Origin of the sequence: Thermomonas flagellata, from assembly GCF_022419185.1 — a bacterium.
Lineage (GTDB): Bacteria > Pseudomonadota > Gammaproteobacteria > Xanthomonadales > Xanthomonadaceae > Thermomonas > Thermomonas flagellata.
Window position 1 is genome coordinate 292,986 of the sequence record NZ_JAJOZK010000001.1, and the last position, 24,372, is coordinate 317,357.

Here is a 24,372-nt window from a genome sequence, read left to right on the forward strand (position 1 = left end):
CCGCCGCGGCCCGCCGCGCCGCGCTGAGGATCGGGCATGCGCGGAACCCTGTACATCGTCGCCGCGCCCTCGGGGGCCGGCAAGTCGAGCATCGTCAACGCGGTGCTGGCGCGCGACCCGCAGATCAGCCTGTCGATCTCCTACACCTCGCGCCCGCCGCGGCCCGGCGAGTCCGAGGGCCGGCACTACCACTTCGTCAGCGCGCAGCAGTTCGAGGCGATGGTCGCCGCCGGCGACTTCTTCGAGTACGCGCGCGTGCACGGCGACTGGAAGGGCACCGCGCGGCAGTCGGTGGAGCCGCTGCTGGCGGCCGGGCGCGACGTGCTGCTGGAGATCGACTGGCAGGGCGCGCGCCAGGTGCGGCGGCACGTGCCGGACGCGGTCGGGGTGTTCATCCTGCCGCCGTCGCGGGCGGCGCTGGAGGAGCGCATGCGCAAGCGCGGCCAGGACAGCGAGGAGGTCATCCAGCGCCGGCTGGCGGCCGCGCGCGAGGAGATGAGCCATTACGACGAATTCGACTACGTGATCGTCAACGAGGAGTTCGACACCGCGGTCGCGGAGATGGCCAGCATCTTCGCCGCCAGCCGCCTGCGGCGCGGCCTGCAGGCGCAGCGGCATGCCGCGCTGATCGCCTCCCTGCTGCGCGAGGACTGAACCGATCCCGCCGCAAGTCCTTGATTGGAAAGGATGCGGCTTGCGGTGGCCGGCGCCCGCCGCTATCCTACACGGCCCCTGAACCGAGACGCGGCCGCGCGGCCGCAGGATGCCCATGGCCCGGATTACCGTCGAAGACTGCCTGGAAGTGGTCGACAACCGCTTCGAGCTCGTGATGATGGCCGCCAAGCGTGCGCGTCAGCTGGCCAGTGGCGTGGAGCCGGTGCTGGACAACAGCGAGGCCAACGACAAGCCGACCGTGCTGGCCCTGCGCGAGATCGCCGCGCGCAAGATCGACCAGGCCTACATCGATGCGGTCGAGAAGGCCGAGCGCGAGCGCAAGGAGCGCGAGGCGATGGAATGGGCCGCGGCCGAGGTGGTCGCCGGCGACGACGACATGAAGGGCGACGACTGAGCGCCGCGCCCGCGCCGGTGTGCCCGACGACGGCCCCGCGAGGGGCCGTTTTCGTTGCGCCGGCCGCGTTGCGGGCCGCCGGGGGGCGGGGGTAGGCTCGCGCCATGAGCCCCGGCGATCCCGCGCTCGCCCTGCCCGCCGCCGCGCCCGACGAGGCCGCGGTCCCGGACTACGTGCGCGCGCTCGAGCGGCAGGCGGACTACCTGCCGCCGGAACAGCGCGCGCTGCTGCGGCGCGCGTGGGCGGTCGGCGCCGCCGCGCACGCCGGGCAGACCCGCAAGTCGGGCGAGCCCTACATCACCCACCCGGTGGCGGTGGCCGGGGTGCTGGCCGAGCAGGGCCTGGACGTGGAGACGCTGGTCGCGGCGATCCTGCACGACACCATCGAGGACACCCCGCTGCGGCGCGCGGACCTGGCGGCGCAGTTCGGCGAGACCGTCGCGGAGCTGGTGGACGGGGTCACCAAGCTGGACAAGCTGCAGTTCCGCGACCGCCAGGAGGCGGCGGCGGAGAGCTTCCGCAAGATGCTGCTGGCGATGGCGCGCGACCTGCGCGTGATCCTGATCAAGCTCGCCGACCGCCTGCACAACATGCGCACCCTGGGCGCGCAGTCGCCGGAGGCGCGCCGCCGGATCGCGCGCGAGACGCTCGACATCTACGCCCCGATCGCGCAGCGGCTGGGCATGAACCTGATCAAGTCGGAGCTGCAGGACCTCGGCTTCCGCGCCCTGTACCCGTGGCGGCACGCGGTGATCGCGCGCCGGATCGCCAGCCAGCCGGTGGTGCGCCGCGAGGCGCTGGCGCAGATCGAGGCCAAGCTGGCGCAGCGGCTGGCGCAGGAGGGCATCGGCCACCGCCTGGTCAGCCGGATCAAGACCCCGTGGAGCATCTACACCAAGATGCGCCAGGAGCAGAAGAGCTTCGCCCAGGTGATGGACGTGTTCGGGCTGCGGGTGGTGGTCGCCAGCGTGGCCGACTGCTACCACGCCCTCGGCGCGGTGCATTCGGTGTTCAAGCCGCTGGACGGGCGCTTTCGCGACTTCATCGCCATCCCCAAGGCGAACGGCTACCAGTCGCTGCACACGGTGCTGTTCGGCCCGTACGGCTCGCCGATCGAGGTGCAGATCCGCACCCGCGAGATGGACCTGATCGCCGAGCGCGGGGTCGCCGCGCACTGGGCCTACAAGACCGGCGAGGATCCCGGCGGCAGCGGCGCGCAGGCGCGCGCCGCGGCGTGGATCGCCAACCTGGTCGAGAGCCAGCGCGGCGCCGGGTCCTCGCTGGAGTTCCTGGAGAACGTCAAGGTCGACCTGTTCCCGGACGAGGTCTACCTGTTCACCCCCAAGGGCGACATCCTCGCGCTGCCGCGCAACGCGACGGCGCTCGACTTCGCCTACGCGGTGCACACCGACGTCGGCAATCACGCGGTCGCGGCGCGGGTCGACCGCAAGCTGGCGCCGCTGCGCACGCGCCTGGTCAGCGGACAGACCGTGGAGATCATCACCGCGCGCGCGGCCGCGCCGGCCGCGCAGTGGCTGGAATTCGTGGTCACCGGCAAGGCGCGCACCGCGATCCGCCAGCAGCTCAAGCAGCTCGAGCACGAGGACGCGGTGCGGCTCGGCCACCACATGCTCGACCGCGCCCTCGGCGCGCTCGGCACCTCGCTCGACCGGCTGCCGCTGGCGCGCCTGGAGGCCTTCCTCGGCGAGCACCGCTATCCGCGGCTGGAGGCGCTGCTGGCGGACATCGCGCTCGGCAACCGGATGCCGGCGCAGGTCGCGCAGGCGCTGGCGCAGGAGCCGAGCGGGCCGTTGCTGGGGCTGGCCGGCGAGGCGGCGCCCGGCGAGCGCATCCTGATCACCGGGGCCGAGCGCGGGGTGGTCAGCTTCGCCCAGTGCTGCCTGCCGATCCCGGGCGACGAGATCATGGGCTACCACACCGCCGGCAAGGGCATCGTGGTGCACCGCCTGGACTGCCCGCACGTGGCCGAGTACCGCAAGTCGCCCGAGCGCTGGGTCGCGATCGGCTGGGATCGCCAGGTCTCCGGCGACTTCGACGCCGCGCTGCGGGTGGAGGTGGACAACCGGCCCGGCGTGCTGGCGCAGGTGGCCGCGGCGATCGCGCAGGCCGAGTCCAACATCGACCGGGTCGAATACCTCGAACGCGACGACCGCATCGCGGCGATCCGCTTCGCGATCGAGGTCAGCGACCGCAAGCACCTGGCCGAGGTGATCCGGCGCATCCGCCGGCTGGCGGTGGTGCACGCGGTGCAGCGGTTGTAGCGTGGCGGCTACACTGGCGGCACGTCCCATCGCCCGACCGCCGCCATGCCCCGCAGCCCGATCCATACCGACGCCGCGCCCGCCGCCATCGGCCCGTATTCGCAGGCCACCCGCGCCGGGCAGATGGTCTTCCTCAGCGGCCAGATCCCGCTCGACCCCGCCACCGGCGCGCTGGTCGAGGGCGACATCGGCGCGCAGGCGCGGCGTGCGTTCGACAACCTCAAGGCGGTGTGCGCGGCGGCCGGCGGCAGCATGGACGACATCGTGCGGGTCGGCCTGTACCTCACCGATCTGTCGCAGTTCGCCGCGGTCAACGCGGTGATGGGCGAGTACTTCGCGCAGCCGTATCCGGCGCGTTCCACCATCGAAGTCTCCGCGCTGCCGAAGGGCGCGGCGTTCGAGGTGGACGCGATCATGGTGCTGTGAGGGCGGGCAGGCAGGCGCCATGGCGGGGCATGGCGTGAGCCGGCGGGTGGCGCGCCGCGCGCCGCGCGCGGCGTCCCTCGTTTCCCCCGCTGCGCACGCGTCGCCGGGATGAGTGCTGCACCGAGCCCTGCGCTGGCCGAGACGCCCCTGTCGGTGCTGGCCGGGGTGGGGCCCGCGCTGCGCGAGAAGCTGGCCGCGCGCGGGCTGCTGACCCTGCAGGACCTCTGGCTGCACCTGCCGCGCGGCTACGAGGACCGCACCGCGCTGACCCCGATCCGCGCCCTGCAGCCCGGGGTGGCGGCGCAGGTGGAAGGGCGGGTGGAGGCGGTCGAACGCGGCTTCCGCTACCGCCCGCAGCTGAAGGTGGCGCTCACCGACGAGTCGCGCGCCACGCTGGTGCTGCGGTTCTTCCATTTCCGCGCGGCGCAGGCGGCGCAGTTCGCGGTCGGGGCGCGCGTGCGCGCCTACGGCACCCCGCGTGCGGGCGCGCTGGGGCTGGAGATGGTGCATCCCGGCTACACCCTGCTCGGCGCCGGCGAGCACGCGCTGGGGGAGGCGCTGGACCCGGTGTATCCGGCGATCGAGGGCATCGGCCCGGCCAGCCTGCGCAAGCTGGTGCGGCAGGCGCTGCGCCATCTGCCGCCGGAGGCGGCGCTGGAACTCTTGCCCGAGGACTGGCTGCGCGCGCTCGGCCTGCCGTCGCTGCGCACCGCCATCCTCACCCTGCACACCCCGCCGAAGGACGCCGACCTCGCCGCGCTGCAGGCCGGCCGCCATCCGGCGCAGCGGCGGCTGGCGCTGGAGGAACTGCTGGCGCACCAGCTCGGCCTGCGCCGGCAGCGGCTGGCGCTGCAGGCCGAGGGTGCGCGCGCGCTGCGCGGCGACGAACGCCTGGTGCGGCGGCTGCGCGCGGCGCTGCCGTTCGCGCTGACCGCCGCCCAGGAGCGGGTGTACGCGCAGCTGCGCGCCGACCTGCGGCAGCCGCGGCCGATGCTGCGGCTGGTGCAGGGCGATGTCGGCAGCGGCAAGACCGTGGTGGCCGCGCTGGCCGCGCTGCTGGCGGTGGCCGACGGCCGCCAGGCGGCGCTGATGGCCCCGACCGAACTGCTGGCCGAGCAGCACTTGGCCAACCTGCGCGCCTGGCTGCAGCCGCTGGGCGTGCAGGTGTGCTGGCTGGCCGGCAAGGTCACCGGCAAGGCGCGCGCGCAGGCGCTGGCGGCGGTGGCCTCCGGCGCGGCGCAGGTCGTCGTCGGTACCCATGCGCTGATGCAGGAGGGCGTGGCCTTCCACGATCTGGCGCTCGCCATCGTGGACGAGCAGCACCGCTTCGGCGTGCACCAGCGGCTGGCGCTGCGCGACAAGGGCCGGCGCGGGGTGCCGCACCAGCTGGTGATGACCGCCACCCCGATCCCGCGCACCCTGGCGATGAGCGCCTATGCCGACCTCGACGTGTCGGCGATCGACGAGCTGCCACCCGGGCGCACCCCGGTGGCGACCGTCGCGCTGTCCGCCGAGCGCCGCCCGGAGCTGGTCGAGCGCATCCGCGCCGCCTGCGCCGAGGGTCGCCAGGCCTACTGGGTGTGCACCCTGATCGACGACTCCGACGAGGTGCAGGCGCAGGCCGCGCAGTCCACCTTCGAGGCCCTGCAGGCGGCGCTGCCGGGGGTGCGGGTCGGGCTGGTGCACGGGCGCATGAAGGCCGCGGAGAAGCAGGCGACCATGCGCGCGTTCAAGGACGGCGCGCTCGGCCTGCTGGTGGCGACCACCGTGATCGAGGTGGGCGTGGACGTGCCCAACGCCTCGCTGATGGTGATCGAGAACGCCGAGCGCCTGGGCCTGGCCCAGCTGCACCAGCTGCGCGGGCGGGTCGGCCGCGGGCGCGCGGCCTCCACCTGCGTGCTGCTCTACCAGCCGCCGCTGTCGGCGCTGGCGCGGCAGCGCCTGGACACCCTGCGCCAGACCAACGACGGCTTCGTGATCGCGGAAAAGGACCTCGAACTGCGCGGCCCCGGCGAGCTGCTGGGCACCCGCCAGACCGGGCTGGCCAGCTTCCGCATGGCCGACCTGGTGCGCGATGCCGACCTGCTGCCGCAGGTGCATGCGCTGGCCGACCGCCTGCTGCGCGAGGATCCGGCGCTGGCGGACCGGATCGTGGCGCGCTGGGTCGGCGGCAGCGCGCGCTATGCCTCGGCATAATGCGCGGATGAGCGATACCCGCATTCCGCTGCTGATCGACACCGACCCCGGGGTGGACGATGCCCTGGCCCTGCTGATGGCGTTCGCCGATCCGCGCCACGCCGTGGTCGGCCTGACCATCGCGGCCGGCAACGTCGGCCTGGCCCACACCGTCGCCAACGCGCTCAAGCTGTGCGAGGTGTGCGGGGTCGAGGTGCCGGTGTACCCCGGTGCCGCCACCCCGCTGGTGCACCCGGCGCGCGATGCGGCCTACGTGCACGGGCGCGACGGCTTCGGCGATACCGGCTACGCCCCGGCCGCGCGCCGCGCCGAGGCCGAGCATGCTGCGCTCGCGATCCTGCGGCTGTCGCACGTGCATGCCGGGCGCCTGCTGCTGGTGGCCCTCGGCCCGCTGACCAACCTCGCGCTGGCGCTGCGGCTGGACCCGAGCCTGCCGCAGCGGATCGCGCGCTGCGTGGTGATGGGCGGCGCGGTGACCGCGCACGGCAACATCACCCCGGCGGCGGAGTTCAACATCGCGTTCGACCCGGAGGCCGCGCACGTGGTGTTCGGCGCGTTCCCGCAGGTCGAGCTGGCCGACTGGGAGGCGGTGCTCGCGCACGGCCTGCTGCATGCCGACGTCGAGCGCTGGCTGGCCGCGGACTCGCCGCGCGCGCGCTTCTACGCCGGGATCTCCGCGCACACCCGCGCCTGGTCGCGCGCGGCCGGCCGCGGCGAGCGCTGGCATGCCGCCGATGCCCTGGCGATGGCGCTGGCCCTGCGCCCGGACGGGGTACGCGAGGCCGAAGCCCGGCCGCTGGCGGTGGAGGTCGCCGGCATCCACACCCGCGGCGCGACCGTGATCGACTGGAACCGCCAGACCGGGGACGCGGATAATGCCCGCCTGCTGCGGCGCTACGACCAGGCCCTGTTCGAGCGCCTGCTGGCCGAGGCGCTGGCCGCCCGCTGAGGGTGGCTTGCACCGGCGCTTGGGCTCTGGCTACAATACGCGGCTCCGCACCGCTGCGACCCAGGTTTCTGCGCCATGAAAGCCGGCATCCATCCCGAATACCGCGAAGTCGTCTTCCAGGACGTGACCTCGGACTTCAAGATCCTGACCCGCTCGACCCTCTCCAGCAAGGAGACGATCAAGTGGGAGGACGGCAACGAGTACCCGCTGATCAAGGTAGAGGTGTCCTCGTCGTCGCATCCGTTCTACACCGGCCAGCACAAGATCGTGGACACCAGCGGCCGGGTCGACAAGTTCCGCAAGCGCTACCAGAAGTAAGCGCGCGGCGCGCGCTGCACGCGGTATGCACCTGACGGCCACCCTTGCGGTGGCCGTCGGCGTTTGCGGGCGGTGCGGCCGGCGTCGCCCGCCGGCCCTCCCGCATCGGACCTTCGGGCAGGGGCCGCGGCGGAGGCCTGTGCGATAATGGGTGATCCCATGCGCCGGCGCATGGCCGGCAGGCCGCGCGGCGCGTCCCCACAGGAGTCGCCCCCGTGTCCGAACTCACCCATGTCACCCTGAACGCCGCCGGCAAGGCCGTCGACCTGCCGGTCCTGCATCCGACCCTCGGCCAGCCCTGCATCGAGATCGCGCGGCTGCCGAAGGAGACCGGCTGCTTCACCTACGATCCGGGCTTCGGCGCCACCGCCAGCTGCAAGTCGGCGATCACCTACATCGACGGCGACGCCGGGGTGCTGCTGTACCGCGGCTATCCGATCGAGCAGCTGGCCGAGCATTCCAGCTTCCTGGAGGTCGCCTACCTGCTGATGAACGGCGAGCTGCCGACCCGCGAGCAGTTCGCCCGCTTCGAGCACGAGGTCACCCACCACTCGATGATGCACGAGGCGTTCCGGACCTTCCTGTACGGGTTCCGCCACGACGCGCACCCGATGGCGATGCTGACCGGCATGCTCGGCTCGCTGGCCAGCTTCTACCACAACGACCTCAACATCGAGGACCCCGAGCAGCGCCGGCTGGCCGCGATCCGCCTGATCGCCAAGGTGCCGACCATCGCCGCCGCCTGCCACCGCTATTCGATCGGCTGGCCGATCCGCTACCCGCGCAACAACCTCGAGTACACCACCCGCTTCCTGCACATGATGAAGGAGGTGCCGAGCGAGCCGCTGGAGCTGAACCCGGTCGCGGCCAAGGCGATGGATCTGCTGTTCATCCTGCACGCCGACCACGAGCAGAACGCCTCGACCTCGACCGTGCGCCTGGTCGGCTCGACCGGCGCCAACCCCTACGTCAGCGTCGCCGCCGGCGTCGCCGCGCTGTGGGGCCCGGCGCACGGCGGTGCGAACGAGGCGGTGCTGAAGATGCTCGAGGAGATCGGCCGCCCGGAGAACGTGGGCAGCGCGGTCGCGCGCGCCAAGGACAAGGAGTCCGGTTTCCGCCTGATGGGCTTCGGCCACCGCGTGTACAAGAACTTCGACCCGCGCGCCAAGATCATCCGCGAGATGTGCCACAAGGTGCTGGCCGAACTCGGGGTGGACGACCCGCTGCTGGAGGTGGCGATGCGGCTGGAGGAGGCGGCGCTCAAGGACGAGTACTTCATCCAGCGCAAGCTGTACCCGAACGTCGATTTCTACAGCGGCATCATCTACAAGGCGCTCGGCATCCCGACCGAGATGTTCACGGTGATGTTCGCGATCGCGCGCACCGCCGGCTGGGTCAGCCACTGGCTGGAGCAGCAGGAGGACCCGGAGAACCGGATCGGCCGCCCGCGCCAGATCTATACCGGCGCCGGCCGCCGCGACTTCGTGCCGATGCCGCAGCGCTGAGCCGGCGCGCGCGCGGGGCAGCGCGGCCGTTGCCCCCGCGCTCTCAGGGTTGTGGTTGCCAGCGCACTTCCGGCTCAGCGCTCCCCGGCCTCGTAGCCGGCGATTTCGGCGTCCGCCAGCAGCGCGCGCACGCGGGCGATCCCGGCGCGCGCCATCGGCCGCTCGTCGATCGGCGACAGCGGCGCCTGCCGCAGCGCCGCCTCCGGCAGCACGGTCAGGTCGAACGCCAGCCCGTCGGCGCTGAACAGCCAGACCGGGGCCTCCAGCGTGCGTTCGCGGTCCAGCCGCAGCTGGCGCCGGCGCGGCTGCGCCGGGATCCGGTGCTCCTGCAGCCAGCGCGCCACTGCCTCCGGGTCGTCGCTGTGCAGGTGCAGGGCGACCGGGCTGAGCGCGTCCGCGGTGCCATCCAGCACCGGCCCGACCAGCCGCGGCGAGAACGCCGCGAAGAACTCCAGCGCCGGCAGCGCCGCCGCGCGCCGCCGGCGCAGCTCGGCCGGCTGGTCGTGGCGGTGGAACAGGCGCTGGCGGGTGCGCAGGGCGTCCTCGATCTCGCGGTTGCGCGGCAGCGAGGCGTCGTCGTGGATGCCCAGCCGCTGCGCGGCCTTGCGCTTGGCCTGGTGGAAGTCGCGGATGCCGCCCTCGGCGATCAGCCGCGCGGCCTCGTGGGCGACCCGCTGGCGGCGCTCGCGGGTGCGGGTCTGCGCGTGGGTGTGCGCATGCACGTTCGGGTGGGATCGGACGCCGGTCATGCCTGTCCCCCGCTGCCGCCTGCGCCGACTCTACCCGAGCCGGCGCGCGGATGCACGGGGCCGCCGCGGGGCGCGGTCAGAAGATGTCGAAGGCCTCCTCCGCCGGCGCCTGTTCGGTGGCCGGGGCGGTCTCCAGCTCCTCGCGCAAGCGCTCGGCATCCTCGGCCTTGACCCACTCGGTCACGCCGTTGGCCGTCACCTGGACCATCCCGTCCGGCGGGTCGAGGTTGCGCTCCGGCTGGTCCTTGAGCGCCACCTGCATGTAGCGGATCCAGATCGGCAGGGCGGCCTTGCCGCCGTACTCGCGGTAGCCGAGCGAGCGGAAATCGTCGCGCCCGACCCAGACGGTGGTGACGTAGGGGCCGCCGAAGCCGGAGAACCAGGCGTCGCGGTGGTCGTTAGTGGAGCCGGTCTTGCCGCCGACGTCCTCGCGCCCGAGCACGCGCGCGTCGGTGGCGGTGCCGCGCTTGACCACGTCGCGCATCATCGACTGCAGCTGCCAGGCCACCCGCGGGTCGATCGCGCGCGGCGCGACCTTCAGCCCTTCCGGGGGCGCCGCCGCGGGCGCGGCAGGGGCGGGCTTGGCGGCCGGCGCCGGGCGCGCGGCGCCGGTGGAGGCGGTCGCCGGGCCGAGGTCGAAGCCATCGACCCGGGTCGGGGCGGGGGCTGCGGGCATGGCGGGCGCGCCGGCGGGGCCGGCGCAGGCCGGGCAGGCCACCGCCGGCTGCTCGCGGAAGATCTCGCGGCCCTCGCCGTCCTGCACGCGCTCGATGAACCAGGGGGTGACCAGGAAGCCGCCGTTGGCGAACGCGGTGTAGCCGCGCGCCACCGACAGCGGGGTCAGCGAGGCGGTGCCCAGCGACATCGACAGGTTCGGCGGCAGGCTGGCCTCGTCGAACCCGAAGTGGCTGATGTAGCGGCGCGCGTAGTCGACCCCGATCGCGTCCAGCAGGCGCACCGAGACCAGGTTGCGCGACTGCACCAGCGCCTCGCGCAGGCGCATCGGCCCGGCGAAGTTGCCGGAGTCGTTCTGCGGGCGCCACTCGTGGCCGCGGCGGTCCTTGAACACCACCGGGGCGTCGAGCACGATCGAGGCGGGGTTGAACCCGCGTTCGAACGCGGCCGCGTACAGGAACGGCTTGAAGCTGGAGCCGGGCTGGCGGCGCGCCTGGGTGGCACGGTTGAACTTGGACGCGGCGTAGCTGAAGCCGCCGACCAGCGCGCGCAGGGCGCCGGTGTCGGCATCCAGTGAGACCAGGGTGGCCTGCGCCTGCGGCACCTGGTCGAGCACCCACTCGCCGCTGCCGTCCTCGCGCCGGACGCGCACCACGTCGCCGGGGCGGGCCAGCGCCGCCGCCGGCTTGCCGGTCCAGGCGATCGCCTTGCCACCGAGCGCCAGCGGGCTGCCGTTGGCGAGGACGACCTGCAGCTGGCCACCGCTGCTGCCCGTAACCACGGCCGGGTGCAGGCCGCCCTCGACCGGCACGTGCCGGATCAGCGCACCGATCGCGGCATCGTCCGCCCCCGGCGGGATCTCGACGTGGCGGGTCGGGGTGCGCCAGCCGTGGCGGTGGTCGTAGACCCGCAGGCCGTCGATCACCGCCTTCTGCGCGGCCGCCTGCAGCTCCGGGTCGATGGTGGTGGTCACCCGGTAGCCCTTCTCGAGCACGTCGCCGCCGTAGCGCGCGACCATCTCCTGGCGCACCATCTCGGCCACGTACGGGGCATGCACCTGGATCGCCGGCTCGTGCGGGCTGGCGTGCATCGGCACCGCCTTGGCGGCCTCGGCCTCGGCCGCGGTGACGAACCCGAGTTCGACCATCCGCGGCAGGATGTAGTTGTCGCGGCGCATGCGCGCGCGCTCGGGGTTGCTGATCGGGTTGCCGCTGGAGGGGAACTTGGGGATGCCGGCGAGGGTGGCGGCCTCGTCCAGGGTCAGCTCGTCGAGTTTCTTGCCGTAGTAGTACTCGGCGGCGGCGGCGATCCCGTAGGCGCGGTTGCCGAAGAAGCTCTTGTTGAGGTAGAGGCCGAGGATCTCGTCCTTGCTCAGCTCGCGCTCCATCTTCATCGCCAGCAGCATTTCGGCCAGCTTGCGGGTGTAGCTGTACTCGCTGCTGAGGAAGAACTGGCGGGCGACCTGCTGGGTGATGGTGGAACCGCCCGGGACCCGGCGGTCGTCGGTGGTCGCCAGCAGCCACAGCGCGCGCGCGATGCCTTTCAGGTCCACCCCGTGGTGTTCGTAGAAATTGGCATCCTCCGCGGCCAGGAACGCCTGCTTGACCCGCAGCGGCACCTGGCGCACGTCCACCGGATAGCGGCGCATCTCCCCGAACAGGCCCATCAGGCGGCCGTCGCGGGCGTAGACGAACAGCGGCTCCTGCAGTTCGACCGTGCGCAACTGCTGCACATCCGGCAGGCGCGCGGAAATGGCGTAGACCGCGACCCCGGCGGCGGCCACCGCGACCAGCCCAAGTGTGACGATGCCCAGCAAAAGCCAGCGCAGGAAGCGGGGGAGGCGGGGCATCGGCGGGATTTGCGATTGCGGGGATGGGGGGTGCGGAGTATAGAGTAGCCCTCGGTATCGACCCGCGCGCCGCCGGACACTGGGGCCGGTCGGCGGCGCAGGTTGCGTTGGGCAAGGGCGAGCGGTCCAGGGGAACGACCTTGCGGGGTGGCAAAAAGTGTCAGTGGTTGCCAATTCGTGAAAAGTCCGTTATTCATGTGGCTCAGCACCAAGTGCGCGTAAGCGCCCGTGGGAAGGGGAGATACCGTGGGTCTGGTGACGAAAACGCAGGCGCCGCTGATCGGCGTTGATATCAGTTCGACCGCGGTCAAGCTGCTGCAGCTGGCGCGCAACGGGGATCGCTACCGGGTCGAGCACTACGCGGTCGAGCCGCTGCCGCCGAACGCGGTGAGCGAGAAGAACATCGTCGAGGTCGAAGCGGTCGGCGAGGCCATCCGCCGCGCGGTCGCGCGCTCCGGCTCGCGCGCCAAGCTCGGCGCGGCGGCGGTCGCCGCCTCCGCCGCGATCACCAAGCTGATCGCGATGCCGGCCGGCATGGACGAGGACGAGATGGAGTCCCAGATCGAGCTGGAGGCGGTCAACTACATCCCGTACCCGGTGGAGGAGGTCAACCTCGACTTCGAGGTGCTCGGGCCGATGCCGGGCAACAGCGAGATGGTGCAGGTGCTGCTGGCCGCGTCGCGCTCGGAGAATGTCGAGGTGCGCGCTTCCGCGCTGGAGCTGGGCGGGCTGACCCCGAAGGTCATCGACGTGGAGTCGTTCGCGATCGAGAACGCCTACGCGCTGATGGCCGGCAGCCTGAACGTGCCGCCGGACGGGTTGGTGGCGCTGGTCGACGTCGGCGCCACCATGACCACCCTCAACGTCCTGCGCGGCGGGCGCAGCCTGTACTCCCGCGAGCAGGTGTTCGGCGGCCGCCAGCTCACCGAGGAGGTGATGCGCCGCTACGGGCTCAGCTACGAGGAGGCCGGCCTGGCCAAGCGCCAGGGCGGGCTGCCGGAGAGCTACGAGGTCGAGGTGCTCGACCCGTTCAAGGAAGCCATGGTCCAGCAGGTCAGCCGCCTGCTGCAGTTCTTCTACGCCGGCAGCGAGTACAACCGGGTCCACCACGTGGTGATGGCCGGCGGCTGCGCCGCGATCCCGGGCATCGCGGCGATGGTCGAGGAACAACTCGGGGTGCCGACCTCGGTCGCCAACCCGCTGGCCAACATGACCCTGGGGCCGCGGGTGCAGGCCAATGCCCTGGCGCAGGACGCCCCGGCCCTGATGATCGCCTGCGGGCTCGCACTGAGGAGCTTCGACTGATGGCCAGGATCAACCTCCTCCCGTGGCGCGCCGAACGGCGCAAGGCGCGCCAGCGCGAGTTCTACGGCATGCTCGGCCTGGCCGCCGCCGCCGGCGTGCTGCTGACCCTGCTGATCGTCTCGTTCTACAGTGCCCGAGTCAGCAACCAGGAGGCGCGCAACCAGTACCTGCGCGACCAGATCGCCCAGGTCGACGCCCAGATCAAGGAGATCCAGGAGCTCGACAAGAAGAAGTCGCGGCTGCTGGCGCGCAAGGAGGTGATCGAGCAGCTGCAGGCCAACCGCTCGCAGATGGTGCACCTGTTCGACTCGCTGGTGCGCACCATCCCCGACGGGGTGGCGCTGACCTCGATCAAGCAGGAGGGTGACATCCTCACCCTCAACGGGCGCTCGCAGTCGAACGCGCGGGTCAGCACCTACATGCGCAACCTCGAGAGCTCCGGCTGGATGACCCATCCCGACCTCAGCGTGATCGAGGCCAAGGAGGGCAACCCGAGCCTGCCCTACGAGTTCAACCTGAAGGTCAAGCTCGCCAACCCGAACGCCCCCGAGGACGGCAAGGCCGACGCCGGTAAGGCGGGCGGCGCCGCTGCGGCGGGCCAGGCGACCACCCCGGCGGCGGGAGGCCAAGGGCAATGAGCAAGAAGAAGATCAACCTAAAGGAGCTCGACCTCAACAACATCGGCAGCTGGCCGCGCGAGGCGCAGTGGGTGTTCGCCGGGCTGGTCGCGCTGCTGATCCTGGCCCTGGGCTGGTTCCTGTTCGTCAGCGACAAGCGCACCCAGCTGCAGGGGCTGGAGACCCAGGAGGCCGACCTGCGCAGCGAGTTCGAGCTCAAGCAGGGGCGCGCCGCCAACCTCGAGCCGCTCAAGCAGCAGCTGGCGCAGATGGAGCAGCAACTGCAGCAGATGCTGCGCCAGCTGCCCAGCCGCACCGAGATGCCGGATCTGATCGTCGACATCTCGCAGACTGCGCTGGCCACCGGGATCCAGAACGAGCTGTTCCAGCCGGGCCCGGAGACCAAGAAGGAGTTCTACGCGGAGAAGCCGATCGCGCTGCGCATGCTCGGCACCTACCACCAGTTCGGCGCGTTCGTGAGCGGGGTGGCCTCGCTGCCGCGGGTGGTCATCATGACCATGCACGACATCTCGCTGACGCCCAAGGACGCCAAGAGCAACCCGAACGCGCGGATCGGCGCCAATGCGCCGCTGGAGCTGGCCGGCACGGTCAAGACCTACCGCTACCTGGACGAGGACGAAGCGTCCGCCGAACCGTCCGGCACGGCCGCGGGCAAGCCGGGCGCGCCCGCGGCGCCCGCCGCCCCGGCGCCGGCTCCCGCGAATCCGCCGCCGCAGCCGACCAAGGGAGGAGCCTGACGTGCGCAAGCTCGATGCAATCCGCACAGGCCGGGCGGGCGCGCTGGCGCTGCTCGCCCTGGCGCTGGCCGCCTGCGGCGGCAGCAAGGGCGACCTGGAGAAGTGGGTGGCCGAGGTGAAGGCGCGGCCGGCGCCGCCGCTGGAGCCGCTGCCGGTGATGAAGCAGTTCGAGACCTTCGAATACGCCGCCCAGGACCTGCGCGACCCGTTCAGCCAGAACTTCAGCAATGCCGACGGCAGCGGCCCGCGCCCGGATCCCAACCGACGCCGGCAGGTGCTCGAGCAGTACCCGCTCGACAGCCTGAAGATGGTGGGCACCCTCGGCAAGGGCGCGGGCATGGTGGCCCTCGTGATGGCGCCCGACAAGGTGACCTACCGGGTGAGCCCCGGCAACTACATGGGCCAGAGCGACGGCCGGGTGACCTCGATCCACGAGGACCGGATCGACCTGGTGGAACTGGTGCCCGACGGCGCCGGCGGCTGGCTGGAACGCCCCGCCACCGTCGCGCTCGATCACAACTGATTCTGGAGTGGGGAGAGACCGATGACCGTCACCAACGCCATGCGCCCGCGGCCCGTCCGGCGCCCCGTGTCCCGCGCTGCGCTCGCCCTCGGCCTGGCCGCCGGCCTGTACGCCGCTGCGGCCGCCGGCGGCCCGCAGACGGCGACCGCCAACCCCGCCCCCGCGGCGTCCGCGATCGGCAGCCAGGGCGATCCGGCCAAGCGCTCGCCGAACGCCGTCACCGTCTCCGCGATCGACTTCAAGCGCGGCGAGGGCGGCTCCGGCAAGCTGATCGTGCGCTTCAGCGGCGAGGGCGCGGTGCCCGACCTGCGCAACCTCGGCTCCAGCGTGGTGGTCGAGATCGGCAACGCGCAGCTGCCGGGCACCTTGCAGCGGCCGCTCAACGTCTCCGACTTCGCCACCCCGGTGCAGCGGATCGATGCCCGTGGCAGCGCCGGTGGCGCCCAGCTGGTGCTGGCCACCTCCGGCCCGTTCGAGTCGATGGCCTACCAGACCGGCAGCGAGTACATCGTCGAGATCGTGCCGCGCCCGGCGACGGGCATGGCGGCCGCGGCCAAGGCCGGCAAGGCGGTCGGCGCCACCGGCGGCGACGCGGCGGCCGGCGCGCAGCCGCGCTACAGCGGCAAGCCGGTCACCTTCAACTTCCAGGACATCCCGGTCCGCACCGTGCTGCAGCTGATCGCGGAGGAGTCCAACCTCAACATCGTGGCGGCCGACAGCGTGCAGGGCAACGTCACCCTGCGCCTGACCAACGTGCCGTGGGACCAGGCGCTGGACATCGTGCTGCAGGCCAAGGGCCTGGATAAGCGCCGCAGCGGCAACGTGGTCTGGGTCGCGCCGCAGAAGGAGATCGCCGACTACGAGCTGGCCAAGGAGGAGGCGCGGATCAACATCGAGGACCGCGCCGAGAAGGTCACCGAGTACATCCCGGTCAACTACGGCAACGCCGAGGACATCGCGCGCCTGCTGACCGAGGAGAGCAAGGGCAACGCAACCGGCGGCATGTCGGGATCCAGCCAGAACATGCTCGACCGCGGCTTCCTGTCGCCGCGCGGCAGCATCAGCTACGACAAGCGCACCAACACCCTGCTGGTGATCGACATCCCGCCGCGGGTGGCCAACATCCGCCGGCTGGTGCAGCAGCTGGACAAGCCGGTCGACCAGGTGGTGATCGAGGCGCGCATCGTGATCGCCAACGAGAGCGTGGCGCGCGAGCTCGGCGCCCGCTTCGGCGTGAGCGGCAGCAAGGACAACGCCTACTTCAGCGGCAACCTCGAGACCAACACCGCCAACCGCAATTCGCAGGTGCAGGCGCAGCAGACCAACACCACCCTCATCAATAACTACAACGCTTGCCTCGCGGGCAGCAACCCGAGCGCGTGTGTCGCCCCGACCCTGGTCAGCAGCAGCATCACCCGTGGGTTGATGACCAACCTGCCGGCCACCCTGAACAACCCGGCCGGTTCGCTGGCGCTGTCGATCCTCAACGCCGGCTACCTGCTGGACGTGGAACTGTCGGCGATCCAGGAGCAGGGCCGCGGCGAAGTGCTGTCCAACCCGCGGGTGGTCACCAGCAACCAGAAGGAGGCGGTGATCAAGCAGGGCCGCGAGATCGGCTACGTCACCCTGACCGGCGCCGGTGGCAACCTGACCCCGACCGTGAACTTCAAGGAGGCGGTGCTGGAGCTGAAGGTCACCCCGACCATCACCAACGACGGCCGGGTGTTCCTCAACATGGGGGTCAAGAAGGACGAACTCGACGGCTTCGTCAGCGTCGGCACCTTCGGCCAGGTGCCGCAGATCGCCAAGCGCGAGGTCAACACCGCGGTGCTGGTGGACGACGGCCAGACCGTGGTGATTGGCGGCGTGTACGAGTTCAGCGACTCCACCGACATCTCCAAGGTGCCGTTCCTCGGCGATGTCCCGATCCTCGGCAACCTGTTCCGCAACAAGAACCACACCAAGAGCAAGGCCGAGCTGCTGGTGTTCGTGACTCCGAAGGTGATGCGGGTGGCGCAGCGCTGATCCGCCTGCTTCACCGCAATCGTGTGCACGGGGGCTGCGGCCCCCGTGCGCGTTTGCGGGCCTTGCCGGCGCCTTGACCGCGCCCGTGCGAACCTTCGGCCTCGGCCGCGGTCGAAGCGGTCGCACGCCTTGCTGGAGATGCCGATGCCCGAACCGACCGCGCTGCACGCCCGCTTCCATGCCCTGCGCGCGGACCTCGCGCGCCGGATCGTCGGCCAGGCGGCGCTGGTCGAACGCCTGCTGATCGCGCTCCTGGCCGATGGCCATCTCTTGGTCGAGGGCGCGCCCGGGCTGGCCAAGACCACGGCCGTGCGCGCCCTGGCCGCGCGCTTGGAGGCGGATTTCGCGCGCATCCAGTTCACCCCGGACCTGCTGCCGGCCGACCTCACCGGCACCGAGGTCTGGCGGCCGCAGGAGGGCCGCTTCGAATTCCAGCCGGGGCCGGTGTTCCATTCCCTGCTGCTGGCCGACGAGATCAACCGCGCCCCGGCCAAGGTACAGTCCGCGCTGCTGGAGGCGATGGGCGAACGGCAAGTCACGGTCGGGCGCCAGACCTACCGCCTGCCGGACCTATTCCTGGTCATGGCCACCCAGAACCCGATCGAGCAGGAGGGCACCTTCCCGTTGCCGGAGGCCCAGCTCGACCGCTTCCTGATGTACGTGCGGATCGGCTATCCGCAGGCGCAGGCCGAGGCCGCGATCCTGCAGCTGGCGCGCGCGCAAGCGCGCGGCGAGGCAGTGGCGGAGGCCGCGACGGGCGCGCCCATCGCGCAGGCGGACGTGTTCGCGGCGCGCCGCGCGGTGCTGGACGTGCACGTGGCGCCGGCGCTGGAGCGCTACCTGATCGAGCTGGTGCTGGCCTCGCGCGAGCCGGGGCGCTACGACGCTGGTCTGGCGCGGCGGATCGCCTGGGGCGCCAGCCCGCGCGGCAGCATCGCGCTGGACCGCTGCGCGCGCGCGCGCGCCTGGCTGGACGGGCGCGACTACGCCACCCCCGAGGACGTGCGCGCGGTCGCGCCGGACGTGCTGCGCCACCGCGTGCTGCCCAGCTACGAGGCCACCGCCGAAGGCTGGGACGGCGCGCGCCTGGTGGACGAGCTGCTGCGGCGGGTGCCGCTGCCCTGAGCCCGCCATGGCCGCTCCGGTGCCGCCCCCCGCGTCCGATTCGACCGGCATCGTCCCGCGCCTGGACGAGCTGCTGGCGCTGCGCGGCGTGGTGCTGGCGGGCCGGCGCGGGCGCGGCAGCGGCGCGCGCCAGGCACATGCGCTGTCGGTCCTGCGCGGGCGCGGGATGGAGTACGCCGAATCGCGCGAGTACGCGACCGGCGACGATGCCCGCCACATCGACTGGCGCCTGACCGCGCGCACCGGGCGCGCGCACACCAAGCTGTTCCAGGCCGAGCGCGACCGCCTGACCCTGCTGCTGGCGGACACCGCCCCGGCGCTCTACTTCGGCACCCGGGTGCGCTTCAAGTCGGTGCAGGCCGCGCGCGCGGGCGCGCTTGCGGCCTGGCAGGCGCTGGCCGACGGCGACCGCGTCGGTGCCCTGCGCGTCGCCGGCGAGGATGCGCTGGTGGCGCCGGCGGCGGGCCTGCGCGGGGTGCTGGGCGTGCTGCAGGCGCTGGTGCGCTGGTACGCGGCGGCCCCGGCCCACGACCCGGGGCTGCTGCCGCTGCTGGAGCACGCGCAGCGGCTGCTGCGCCCGGGGGCGCGCTGGGTGCTGCTGGCGGATCCGGCCAGCGTGCTGGCGGTCCCGCCTGCGCGCTGGTCGGGGCTGGCCGCGCACCACGAGGCGATCGCCCTGCTGCTGGTGGATCCGCTGGAGCAGGCGCCACCGGCGGCACCGCTCGCCTTCCGTCCTGCGCAGGGCGCGCGGGTCGAGCTGGCGCTGGAGGCGGCGGCGGTGCGCCAGCGCTGGCAGGCGCAGTTCGCGGACGTGGCGGAGGCCGCGCGCGCCCGCCTGCAGGTGGCGCGGGTGCGGGTGCAGCTGCTGGCGAGCGATGCCCCGAGCGAGGCCTGGCTCGGCCTGCTCGACCGCCGTGGAGGGCTGCGGTGAGCCCGCCGCCGCTGCCGCTGCGCGGGATGCATCCAGGCGCGCCGCCGCCGTGGTGGCCGCCCGCGCCCGGCTGGTGGCTGCTGGCCGCGGTGCTGCTGGCGCTCGCGCTGGGCGTGGCGGCATGGGCCTGGCACCGGCGACGCCGCCGACTGGCATGGATGCGCCTGTTCGATGCCAGCGTGGATGCGGCGGCGGATCCGGTGGCGCAGGTGGCGGCGATGTCGGACCTGCTGCGGCGCGCTGCGCGGCGGGTGCGCGCGGATGCCGACCGCCTGCAGGGCGAGGACTGGCTGGCGCTGCTGGATGCCGGCGCGCGCCTGCCCGGGTTCCGCGCCGGCCCCGGGCGGCTACTGCTGGACGGCCCGTTCCGGCCGACGCTGGAGCCCGCCGCCGTCGCTGCGCTGCGGCCGCTGGCGCGCGCGCGCTTCCTGCAGTGGATGCAGGCGCGATGAGTGCGTGGCTGCCCGCCTGGCTGCTGCCGGATCGGTTCGCTTGGCCGTGGGCGCTGCTCGCGCTGCTGCTGCCTTGGCTGGTGTGGTGGCTGTGGCCGCGCGCGCCTGCGGGCGAGCCGGCGCTGCGGGTGCCATGGGGCGAGCGCCTGCGGGCGGTGCAGGCCGGCGCGCCGGGCGCGATCCCGCTGCGGCGGCTGCCGTGGCTGCTGCTGCTGGCGTGGGCGCTGCTGTGCGTGGCGCTGGCGCGGCCGCAGCGCCTGGGCGAGCCGGTGGCGCCGCCGCGCAGCGGGCGCGAGATGGTGCTGGCGCTGGATCTGTCCGCGAGCATGGGCGAGCAGGACATGGAACTGGGCGGACGCGCCGTTGACCGGCTGACCGCGGCCAAGGCGGTGATCGACGACTTCCTGCGCCGCCGCAGCGGCGACCGCGTCGGCCTGATCGTGTTCGGCGACCGCGCGTTCGTGCTCACCCCGCCGACCGCGGACCTGCGCACGGTGCGCGAGCAGCTGGGCGACACCGCGATCAGCCTGGCCGGGCGCGCCACCGCGCTCGGCGATGCGATCGGGCTGGCGGTGCGCCGCCTGCAGGCGCAGCCGCCGGGCGAGCGCGTGCTGATCCTGCTCACCGACGGGGTCAACACCGCCGGCGTGCTGGACCCGCAGCAGGCGGCGCGGATCGCGCGCGATGCCGGCGTGCGCATCCATGCGATCGCGTTCGGCGGCGACGGCGGCGCGCTCAGCCTGTTCGGCCTGCGCCTGCCGCTGGGCGGCGACGAGGTGGACGAAGCCGGCCTGCGGCGGATCGCGCAGGCGACCGGCGGGCGCTTCTACCGCGCGCGCGACACCGACGAGTTGGCCGGCATCTACGCCGAGCTCGACCGCCTGGAACCGATCGCCCGGCGCGGGCCGGCGGTGCGGCCGCGGATCGAGCTGTACCCGGCGCCGCTGGCGGCCGGGCTCGCGCTCTTGGTGCTGGCGCTGCTGCGCAGGCGGGTGGCATGAGCGGCTGGGCGGCGCTCGACGGTTGGCACCTGCTGCGCCCATGGTGGCTGCTGGCGTGGCTGCTGCTGCCGCTCTTGGCCTGGCGCTGGCGGCGGGCGGCGGTGCGCGCCGCGCGCTGGCGCGAGGCGGTCGATCCGCATCTGCTGCCGCACCTGCTGGATACGGCCGGCCCGCAGCGCGGGCGGCCATGGGCGCGCTGGGCGGTGCTCGCCGGGCTGGCGCTGGCGATCCTCGCCCTGGCCGGGCCCAGCCTGCAGCGGCAGCGGCTGCCCGCCTGGCAGGGCCAGGCGCCGCTGGTGGTGGCGCTGGACCTGTCGGATGCGGTGCGTGCGCGCGACCTGCCGCCATCGCGGCTGGCATGGGCGCGGAGCAAGCTGGCGCAGCTGCTGCAGCAGCGCCGCGACGGCCAGACAGCGCTGGTGGTCTATGCCGGGGATGCCTACACGGTGGTGCCGCTGACCGAGGATCCGGACAACGTCGCGGTGTTCCTGGACGCGCTGTCCCCGGATGTGATGCCGGAACCGGGGCAGGACGCCGCGCGCGCGATCGCGTGGTCGGCGCGCCTGCTGGACGCGGCCGGCGGGCGCGGGCAGATCCTGCTGGTGACCGACCGCGCCGATCCGGCGGCGGTCGCCGCCGCCGCGCGCGCGCGCGCGCAGGGGCTGCGGGTGTCGGTGCTCGGGCTCGCGCGCGCCGGCGGCCCGGGCTTCGACCCGGGCGCGCTGCAGGCGCTGGCGGCGGCCGGCGGCGGACGCTATGCCGCGGTGCAGGCCGATCCCGGCGACCTGCGCGCGCTCGGGCTGGAGCAGGCGGCGGCGCAGGTGGAGGCCGGCCCGAGCCGGCGCGCCGCCGGCTGGCAGGACCAGGGCTACTGGCTGCTGCCGCCGGCGCTGCTGCTGCTGTTGCCGCTGCTGCGGCGCGGCGCCCTGCTGGCATTGCCGCTGCTGCTGGCACTGATGCTGCCGGCGCCGCCAGTGCGGGCGCAGCAGGCGGTGGCCGCGGGCGGCGGCTGGTGGCAGCGCGCCGACCAGCAGGCGTATGCGCGCCGGCAGCAGGCGATCGCCGATTACCGCCGCGGCGACTATGCCGGCGCGATCGCGCGCCTGCAGGGCGATTCGACGGCCGACGGCTGGTACAACCTCGGCAATGCGCTGGCGCAGGCGGGCGACTACGACGCCGCGATCGCCGCCTACGATCGGGCGCTGCGGCTGCAGCCGGACATGGCCGATGCGCGCTACAACCGCGCCGTGGTCGAGCGTGCGCGCCAGCAACGGCAGCAACAGCAACAGTCGCCGCAAGGCCGGCAGACCCCGCAAGGCCAGCAGAACCCACAGGGCCAGCAGACCCCACAGGGCCAGCAGAACCCACAGGGCCAGCAGAACCCACAGGGCCAGCAGAACCCACAGGGCCAGCAGAACCCACAGGGCCAGCAGAACCCGCAGGGCCAGCAGAACCCGCAGGGCCAGCAGACCCCGCAGGGCCAGCAGACCCCGCAGGGCCAGCAGAACCCACAGGGCCAGCAGAACCCGCAGGGCCAGCAGAACCCGCAGGCATCGCCCCGCCCCGCCGATGCGCGTGCGCAGGCCGCCGCCGATGCCGCGCAGCGGGAGCGCATGCAGCAGGCGCTGCAGCGCGCGCCCGCGCAGGTGCAGGGGCGTGCATCGCCGGCGCGGCGGGAGACCGCCGCCGAGCGCGAGCGGCGGCTGGCCGACCAGGCCCAGCTGCAGCGCATCCCGGACGATCCCGGCGCACTGCTGCGCACGCGCCTGCGGATCGAATCCCTGCGCCGGCGCGGGGAGCTGCCATGACCCGCTGGGCACTGCGCGCGCTGCTGGCGTGGCTGGCCCTGCTCGTGGCCGCGGCGGCACCGGCGCAGACCCGCGCCTGGCTGGACCGCGCGCGGATCGCCGACGGCGAGACGGTCGCGCTCAACATCCAGACCGATGAGCCGGTGGCGCAGATCGACTATGCGCCGCTGGCCGCGCGCTTCGCCCTCACCGGGCAGAGCGTGCGCCGCCAGGTGGCGCTGGTCGACGGCCGCCTGCGGCGCTCGGCGCTGTTCGCGGTCGGACTGCGTCCGCCTGGGCCGGGCACCTATGTGGTGCCGGCGCTGCAGGTGGGCGGTGCGCGCACCGCGCCGCTGACGCTGGAGGTCGTGCCGGCCGCGGTCGCGCCGGCGGCGGCCGCGTCGGACGTGTTCGTGGAATCCGCGGTGGATGCGCCTTCGCCGTACGTGCAGCAGGCGGTCGGCCTGACCGTGCGCCTGCACTCGGCGGTGCCGCTGCTGTCCGGCCAGCTCGACCAGGACGCGCCGGAAGGCGCCAGCCTGCAGCGGGTGGGCGAGGACCTCAGCTACGAGCGCATCCTCGGCGGCCGCCGCTACCACGTGGTCGAGCGCCACTACCTGCTGGTCCCCGAGCGCAGCGGGCCGCTGCAGGTGCCGGGCGCGCGCTTCAACGGGCTGGGCCTGGGCGACGGGCTGGACGCGCTGTTCGGCGACGGCCGCCGCGACCTGTCCGCCGCGGCGCCGCCGCTGCGCCTGCAGGTGCGGCCGATCCCGGCGGACGCCCCGCTGCCGTGGCTGCCGCTGCGCGGGGTGCAGCTGCGCTGGCTGCAGGCACCGACCCGGGCGCGGGTCGGCGAGGCGGTCACGGCCGAATTCGAACTGCAGGCGGACGGCGCCAGCACCGCGCAGCTGCCGGCGCTGGCGCCGGCGTCCACGCCCATGCTGCAGGTGTTCGCCGATCCGCCGCAGCGCGCCGACGGCGACCGCGACGGGGTGCCGCTGGCGAGCGTGCGCCAGCGCTTGGCGCTGGTGCCGCAGCAGGCCGGCACGCTGACGCTGCCGGGGCCGCAGCTGACCTGGTGGAACGCCGAGCGCGGCGTGCGCGAGACCACCCGGCTGCCGCCGCTGCGGCTGCAGGTCGCGCCCGGCGCGGCGCTGCCCGCCGCGCCGCCACCCAGCGCACCCGCGGCCGGCGTGCCCGCGCCGCCAGCGGCCGCAGCGCCGGCAGAGTCCGCGCCGGCTGGCGCAGGGGCGCTCGCGCTCGTCGGCGGGCTGGGGGTGTTGCTGGCCGTGGCGGCGGTCGCGTGGTGGCGGCGCCGTGGGCGCGTGGCCGCGCCCATGTCGGTCCCGGCCGCGCCTCCACCCGCGCCGGCGCTGGCGCAGGCGCTGCGCGGCGGCGATCTCGCCCAGATCGCGCATGCGCTGCAACAGGCGGCTGCGGGGGAGGATCTCGACGCGCTGCGCGCGCGCCTGGCCGATCCGGCCCAGGCCGCGGCGGTGCAGGCGCTGCAGCAGGCGCGCTGGGGCGGCGGCGATGCGGCGGCCGCGCTGGCGCAGCTGCGCGCCGCGTTCGCGCGCGGCCCGCGCTGGCGGCGCGCGGACGCGCCCGCGCGCGACCCGCTGCCGCCGCTGTATCCGCCGGCGTCCGGCGCGGGCTGAGCACGGCGCCTCCCGCCGTTGTCCGCGCGACCCGCGCAGCGACGGCCGGGGGCGCGACCTGCATCGTCCCTGATCCCGGCAAGGCCACGGGCCGGCTCCCGCGCTGCGGGATCGGCGCGTGGGGTACTGCGCACGTTTGCTAAGCTCGGTGCGGATTGCACGGGGACGCGCG

21 protein-coding genes are annotated in these 24,372 nt (G+C 73.6%); 19 read left to right on the forward strand and 2 right to left on the reverse strand.

Annotated elements, in window-relative coordinates; genetic code table 11:
- Positions 1 to 36: 36 nt before the first annotated feature.
- From gmk to ML340_RS01455, 8 genes are all read left to right on the forward strand, one after another.
- Positions 37 to 654 carry a guanylate kinase gene (gene gmk / locus ML340_RS01420; protein ID WP_240095903.1) on the forward strand — a complete coding sequence of 206 codons (618 nt, stop codon included), beginning with the start codon at positions 37 to 39 and terminating at the stop codon, positions 652 to 654.
- Between the two features lie 115 nt (positions 655 to 769).
- Entirely contained in the window at positions 770 to 1,069 is a 300-nt protein-coding gene (gene rpoZ / locus ML340_RS01425) for a DNA-directed RNA polymerase subunit omega (protein WP_240095905.1), read from the forward strand.
- A 104-nt stretch (positions 1,070 to 1,173) separates the two neighbouring features.
- Entirely contained in the window at positions 1,174 to 3,351 is a 2,178-nt protein-coding gene (locus tag ML340_RS01430; protein WP_240095907.1) for a RelA/SpoT family protein, read from the forward strand.
- A 45-nt stretch (positions 3,352 to 3,396) separates the two neighbouring features.
- The gene (locus ML340_RS01435; RefSeq protein ID WP_240095909.1) at positions 3,397 to 3,777 is read left to right on the forward strand and encodes a RidA family protein; all 381 of its coding nucleotides are present in this window, start codon (positions 3,397 to 3,399) and stop codon (positions 3,775 to 3,777) included.
- Between the two features lie 108 nt (positions 3,778 to 3,885).
- Positions 3,886 to 5,973: an ATP-dependent DNA helicase RecG gene (gene recG / locus ML340_RS01440; RefSeq protein ID WP_240095911.1), complete on the forward strand. Its 2,088-nt coding sequence runs from the start codon at positions 3,886 to 3,888 to the stop codon at positions 5,971 to 5,973.
- Positions 5,974 to 5,980: 7 nt separating this feature from the next.
- Entirely contained in the window at positions 5,981 to 6,922 is a 942-nt protein-coding gene (locus ML340_RS01445) for a nucleoside hydrolase (RefSeq protein ID WP_240095914.1), read from the forward strand.
- Positions 6,923 to 6,997: 75 nt separating this feature from the next.
- Entirely contained in the window at positions 6,998 to 7,240 is a 243-nt protein-coding gene (locus ML340_RS01450) for a type B 50S ribosomal protein L31 (RefSeq protein ID WP_240095916.1), read from the forward strand.
- 215 nt (positions 7,241 to 7,455) lie between these two features.
- Positions 7,456 to 8,745, forward strand: a complete 1,290-nt coding sequence (locus ML340_RS01455) for a citrate synthase (protein WP_240095918.1) — start codon at positions 7,456 to 7,458, stop codon at positions 8,743 to 8,745.
- 74 nt (positions 8,746 to 8,819) lie between these two features.
- On the opposite strand, the gene ML340_RS01460 is transcribed toward ML340_RS01455, so the two are convergent.
- A complete protein-coding gene (locus ML340_RS01460; RefSeq protein ID WP_240095920.1) occupies positions 8,820 to 9,494 on the reverse strand; it encodes a hypothetical protein in 675 nt (224 codons plus the stop codon).
- A 76-nt stretch (positions 9,495 to 9,570) separates the two neighbouring features.
- A complete protein-coding gene (locus ML340_RS01465) occupies positions 9,571 to 12,018 on the reverse strand; it encodes a penicillin-binding protein 1A (RefSeq protein ID WP_240095922.1) in 2,448 nt (815 codons plus the stop codon).
- A 246-nt stretch (positions 12,019 to 12,264) separates the two neighbouring features.
- Between ML340_RS01465 and ML340_RS01470 the strand changes: the two genes are divergently transcribed.
- The 11 genes from ML340_RS01470 (at position 12,265) to ML340_RS01525 (ending at position 24,200) form a co-directional block, all read left to right on the forward strand.
- A complete protein-coding gene (locus ML340_RS01470) occupies positions 12,265 to 13,323 on the forward strand; it encodes a type IV pilus assembly protein PilM (RefSeq protein ID WP_240095924.1) in 1,059 nt (352 codons plus the stop codon).
- Positions 13,323 to 13,961 carry a PilN domain-containing protein gene (locus ML340_RS01475; protein WP_240095926.1) on the forward strand — a complete coding sequence of 213 codons (639 nt, stop codon included), beginning with the start codon at positions 13,323 to 13,325 and terminating at the stop codon, positions 13,959 to 13,961. Before ML340_RS01470 ends, ML340_RS01475 begins: the two co-directional genes overlap by 1 nt.
- Positions 13,958 to 14,698 (forward strand): type IV pilus inner membrane component PilO, encoded by a 741-nt coding sequence (locus ML340_RS01480; protein ID WP_240095928.1) that lies wholly within the window; start codon positions 13,958 to 13,960, stop codon positions 14,696 to 14,698. Before ML340_RS01475 ends, ML340_RS01480 begins: the two co-directional genes overlap by 4 nt.
- 19 nt (positions 14,699 to 14,717) lie before the next feature.
- On the forward strand, positions 14,718 to 15,221 hold the full coding sequence (locus ML340_RS01485) for a pilus assembly protein PilP (RefSeq protein WP_425608253.1): 504 nt from the start codon (positions 14,718 to 14,720) through the stop codon (positions 15,219 to 15,221).
- Positions 15,222 to 15,242: 21 nt separating this feature from the next.
- Positions 15,243 to 17,246, forward strand: coding sequence for a type IV pilus secretin PilQ (locus ML340_RS01490; protein ID WP_240095930.1), 2,004 nt, complete (start codon positions 15,243 to 15,245; stop codon positions 17,244 to 17,246).
- 138 nt (positions 17,247 to 17,384) lie between these two features.
- On the forward strand, positions 17,385 to 18,371 hold the full coding sequence (locus tag ML340_RS01495; protein ID WP_240095932.1) for an AAA family ATPase: 987 nt from the start codon (positions 17,385 to 17,387) through the stop codon (positions 18,369 to 18,371).
- Positions 18,372 to 18,378: 7 nt separating this feature from the next.
- A complete protein-coding gene (locus ML340_RS01500; protein WP_240095934.1) occupies positions 18,379 to 19,302 on the forward strand; it encodes a DUF58 domain-containing protein in 924 nt (307 codons plus the stop codon).
- Entirely contained in the window at positions 19,299 to 19,754 is a 456-nt protein-coding gene (locus ML340_RS01505; RefSeq protein ID WP_240095936.1) for a DUF4381 family protein, read from the forward strand. Before ML340_RS01500 ends, ML340_RS01505 begins: the two co-directional genes overlap by 4 nt.
- Positions 19,751 to 20,755, forward strand: coding sequence for a vWA domain-containing protein (locus ML340_RS01510; RefSeq protein WP_240095938.1), 1,005 nt, complete (start codon positions 19,751 to 19,753; stop codon positions 20,753 to 20,755). Before ML340_RS01505 ends, ML340_RS01510 begins: the two co-directional genes overlap by 4 nt.
- Positions 20,752 to 22,563, forward strand: a complete 1,812-nt coding sequence (locus ML340_RS01515) for a VWA domain-containing protein (RefSeq protein WP_275672548.1) — start codon at positions 20,752 to 20,754, stop codon at positions 22,561 to 22,563. Before ML340_RS01510 ends, ML340_RS01515 begins: the two co-directional genes overlap by 4 nt.
- Positions 22,560 to 24,200, forward strand: a complete 1,641-nt coding sequence (locus ML340_RS01525) for a protein BatD (protein ID WP_240096243.1) — start codon at positions 22,560 to 22,562, stop codon at positions 24,198 to 24,200. Before ML340_RS01515 ends, ML340_RS01525 begins: the two co-directional genes overlap by 4 nt.
- Positions 24,201 to 24,372 lie beyond the last annotated feature (172 nt).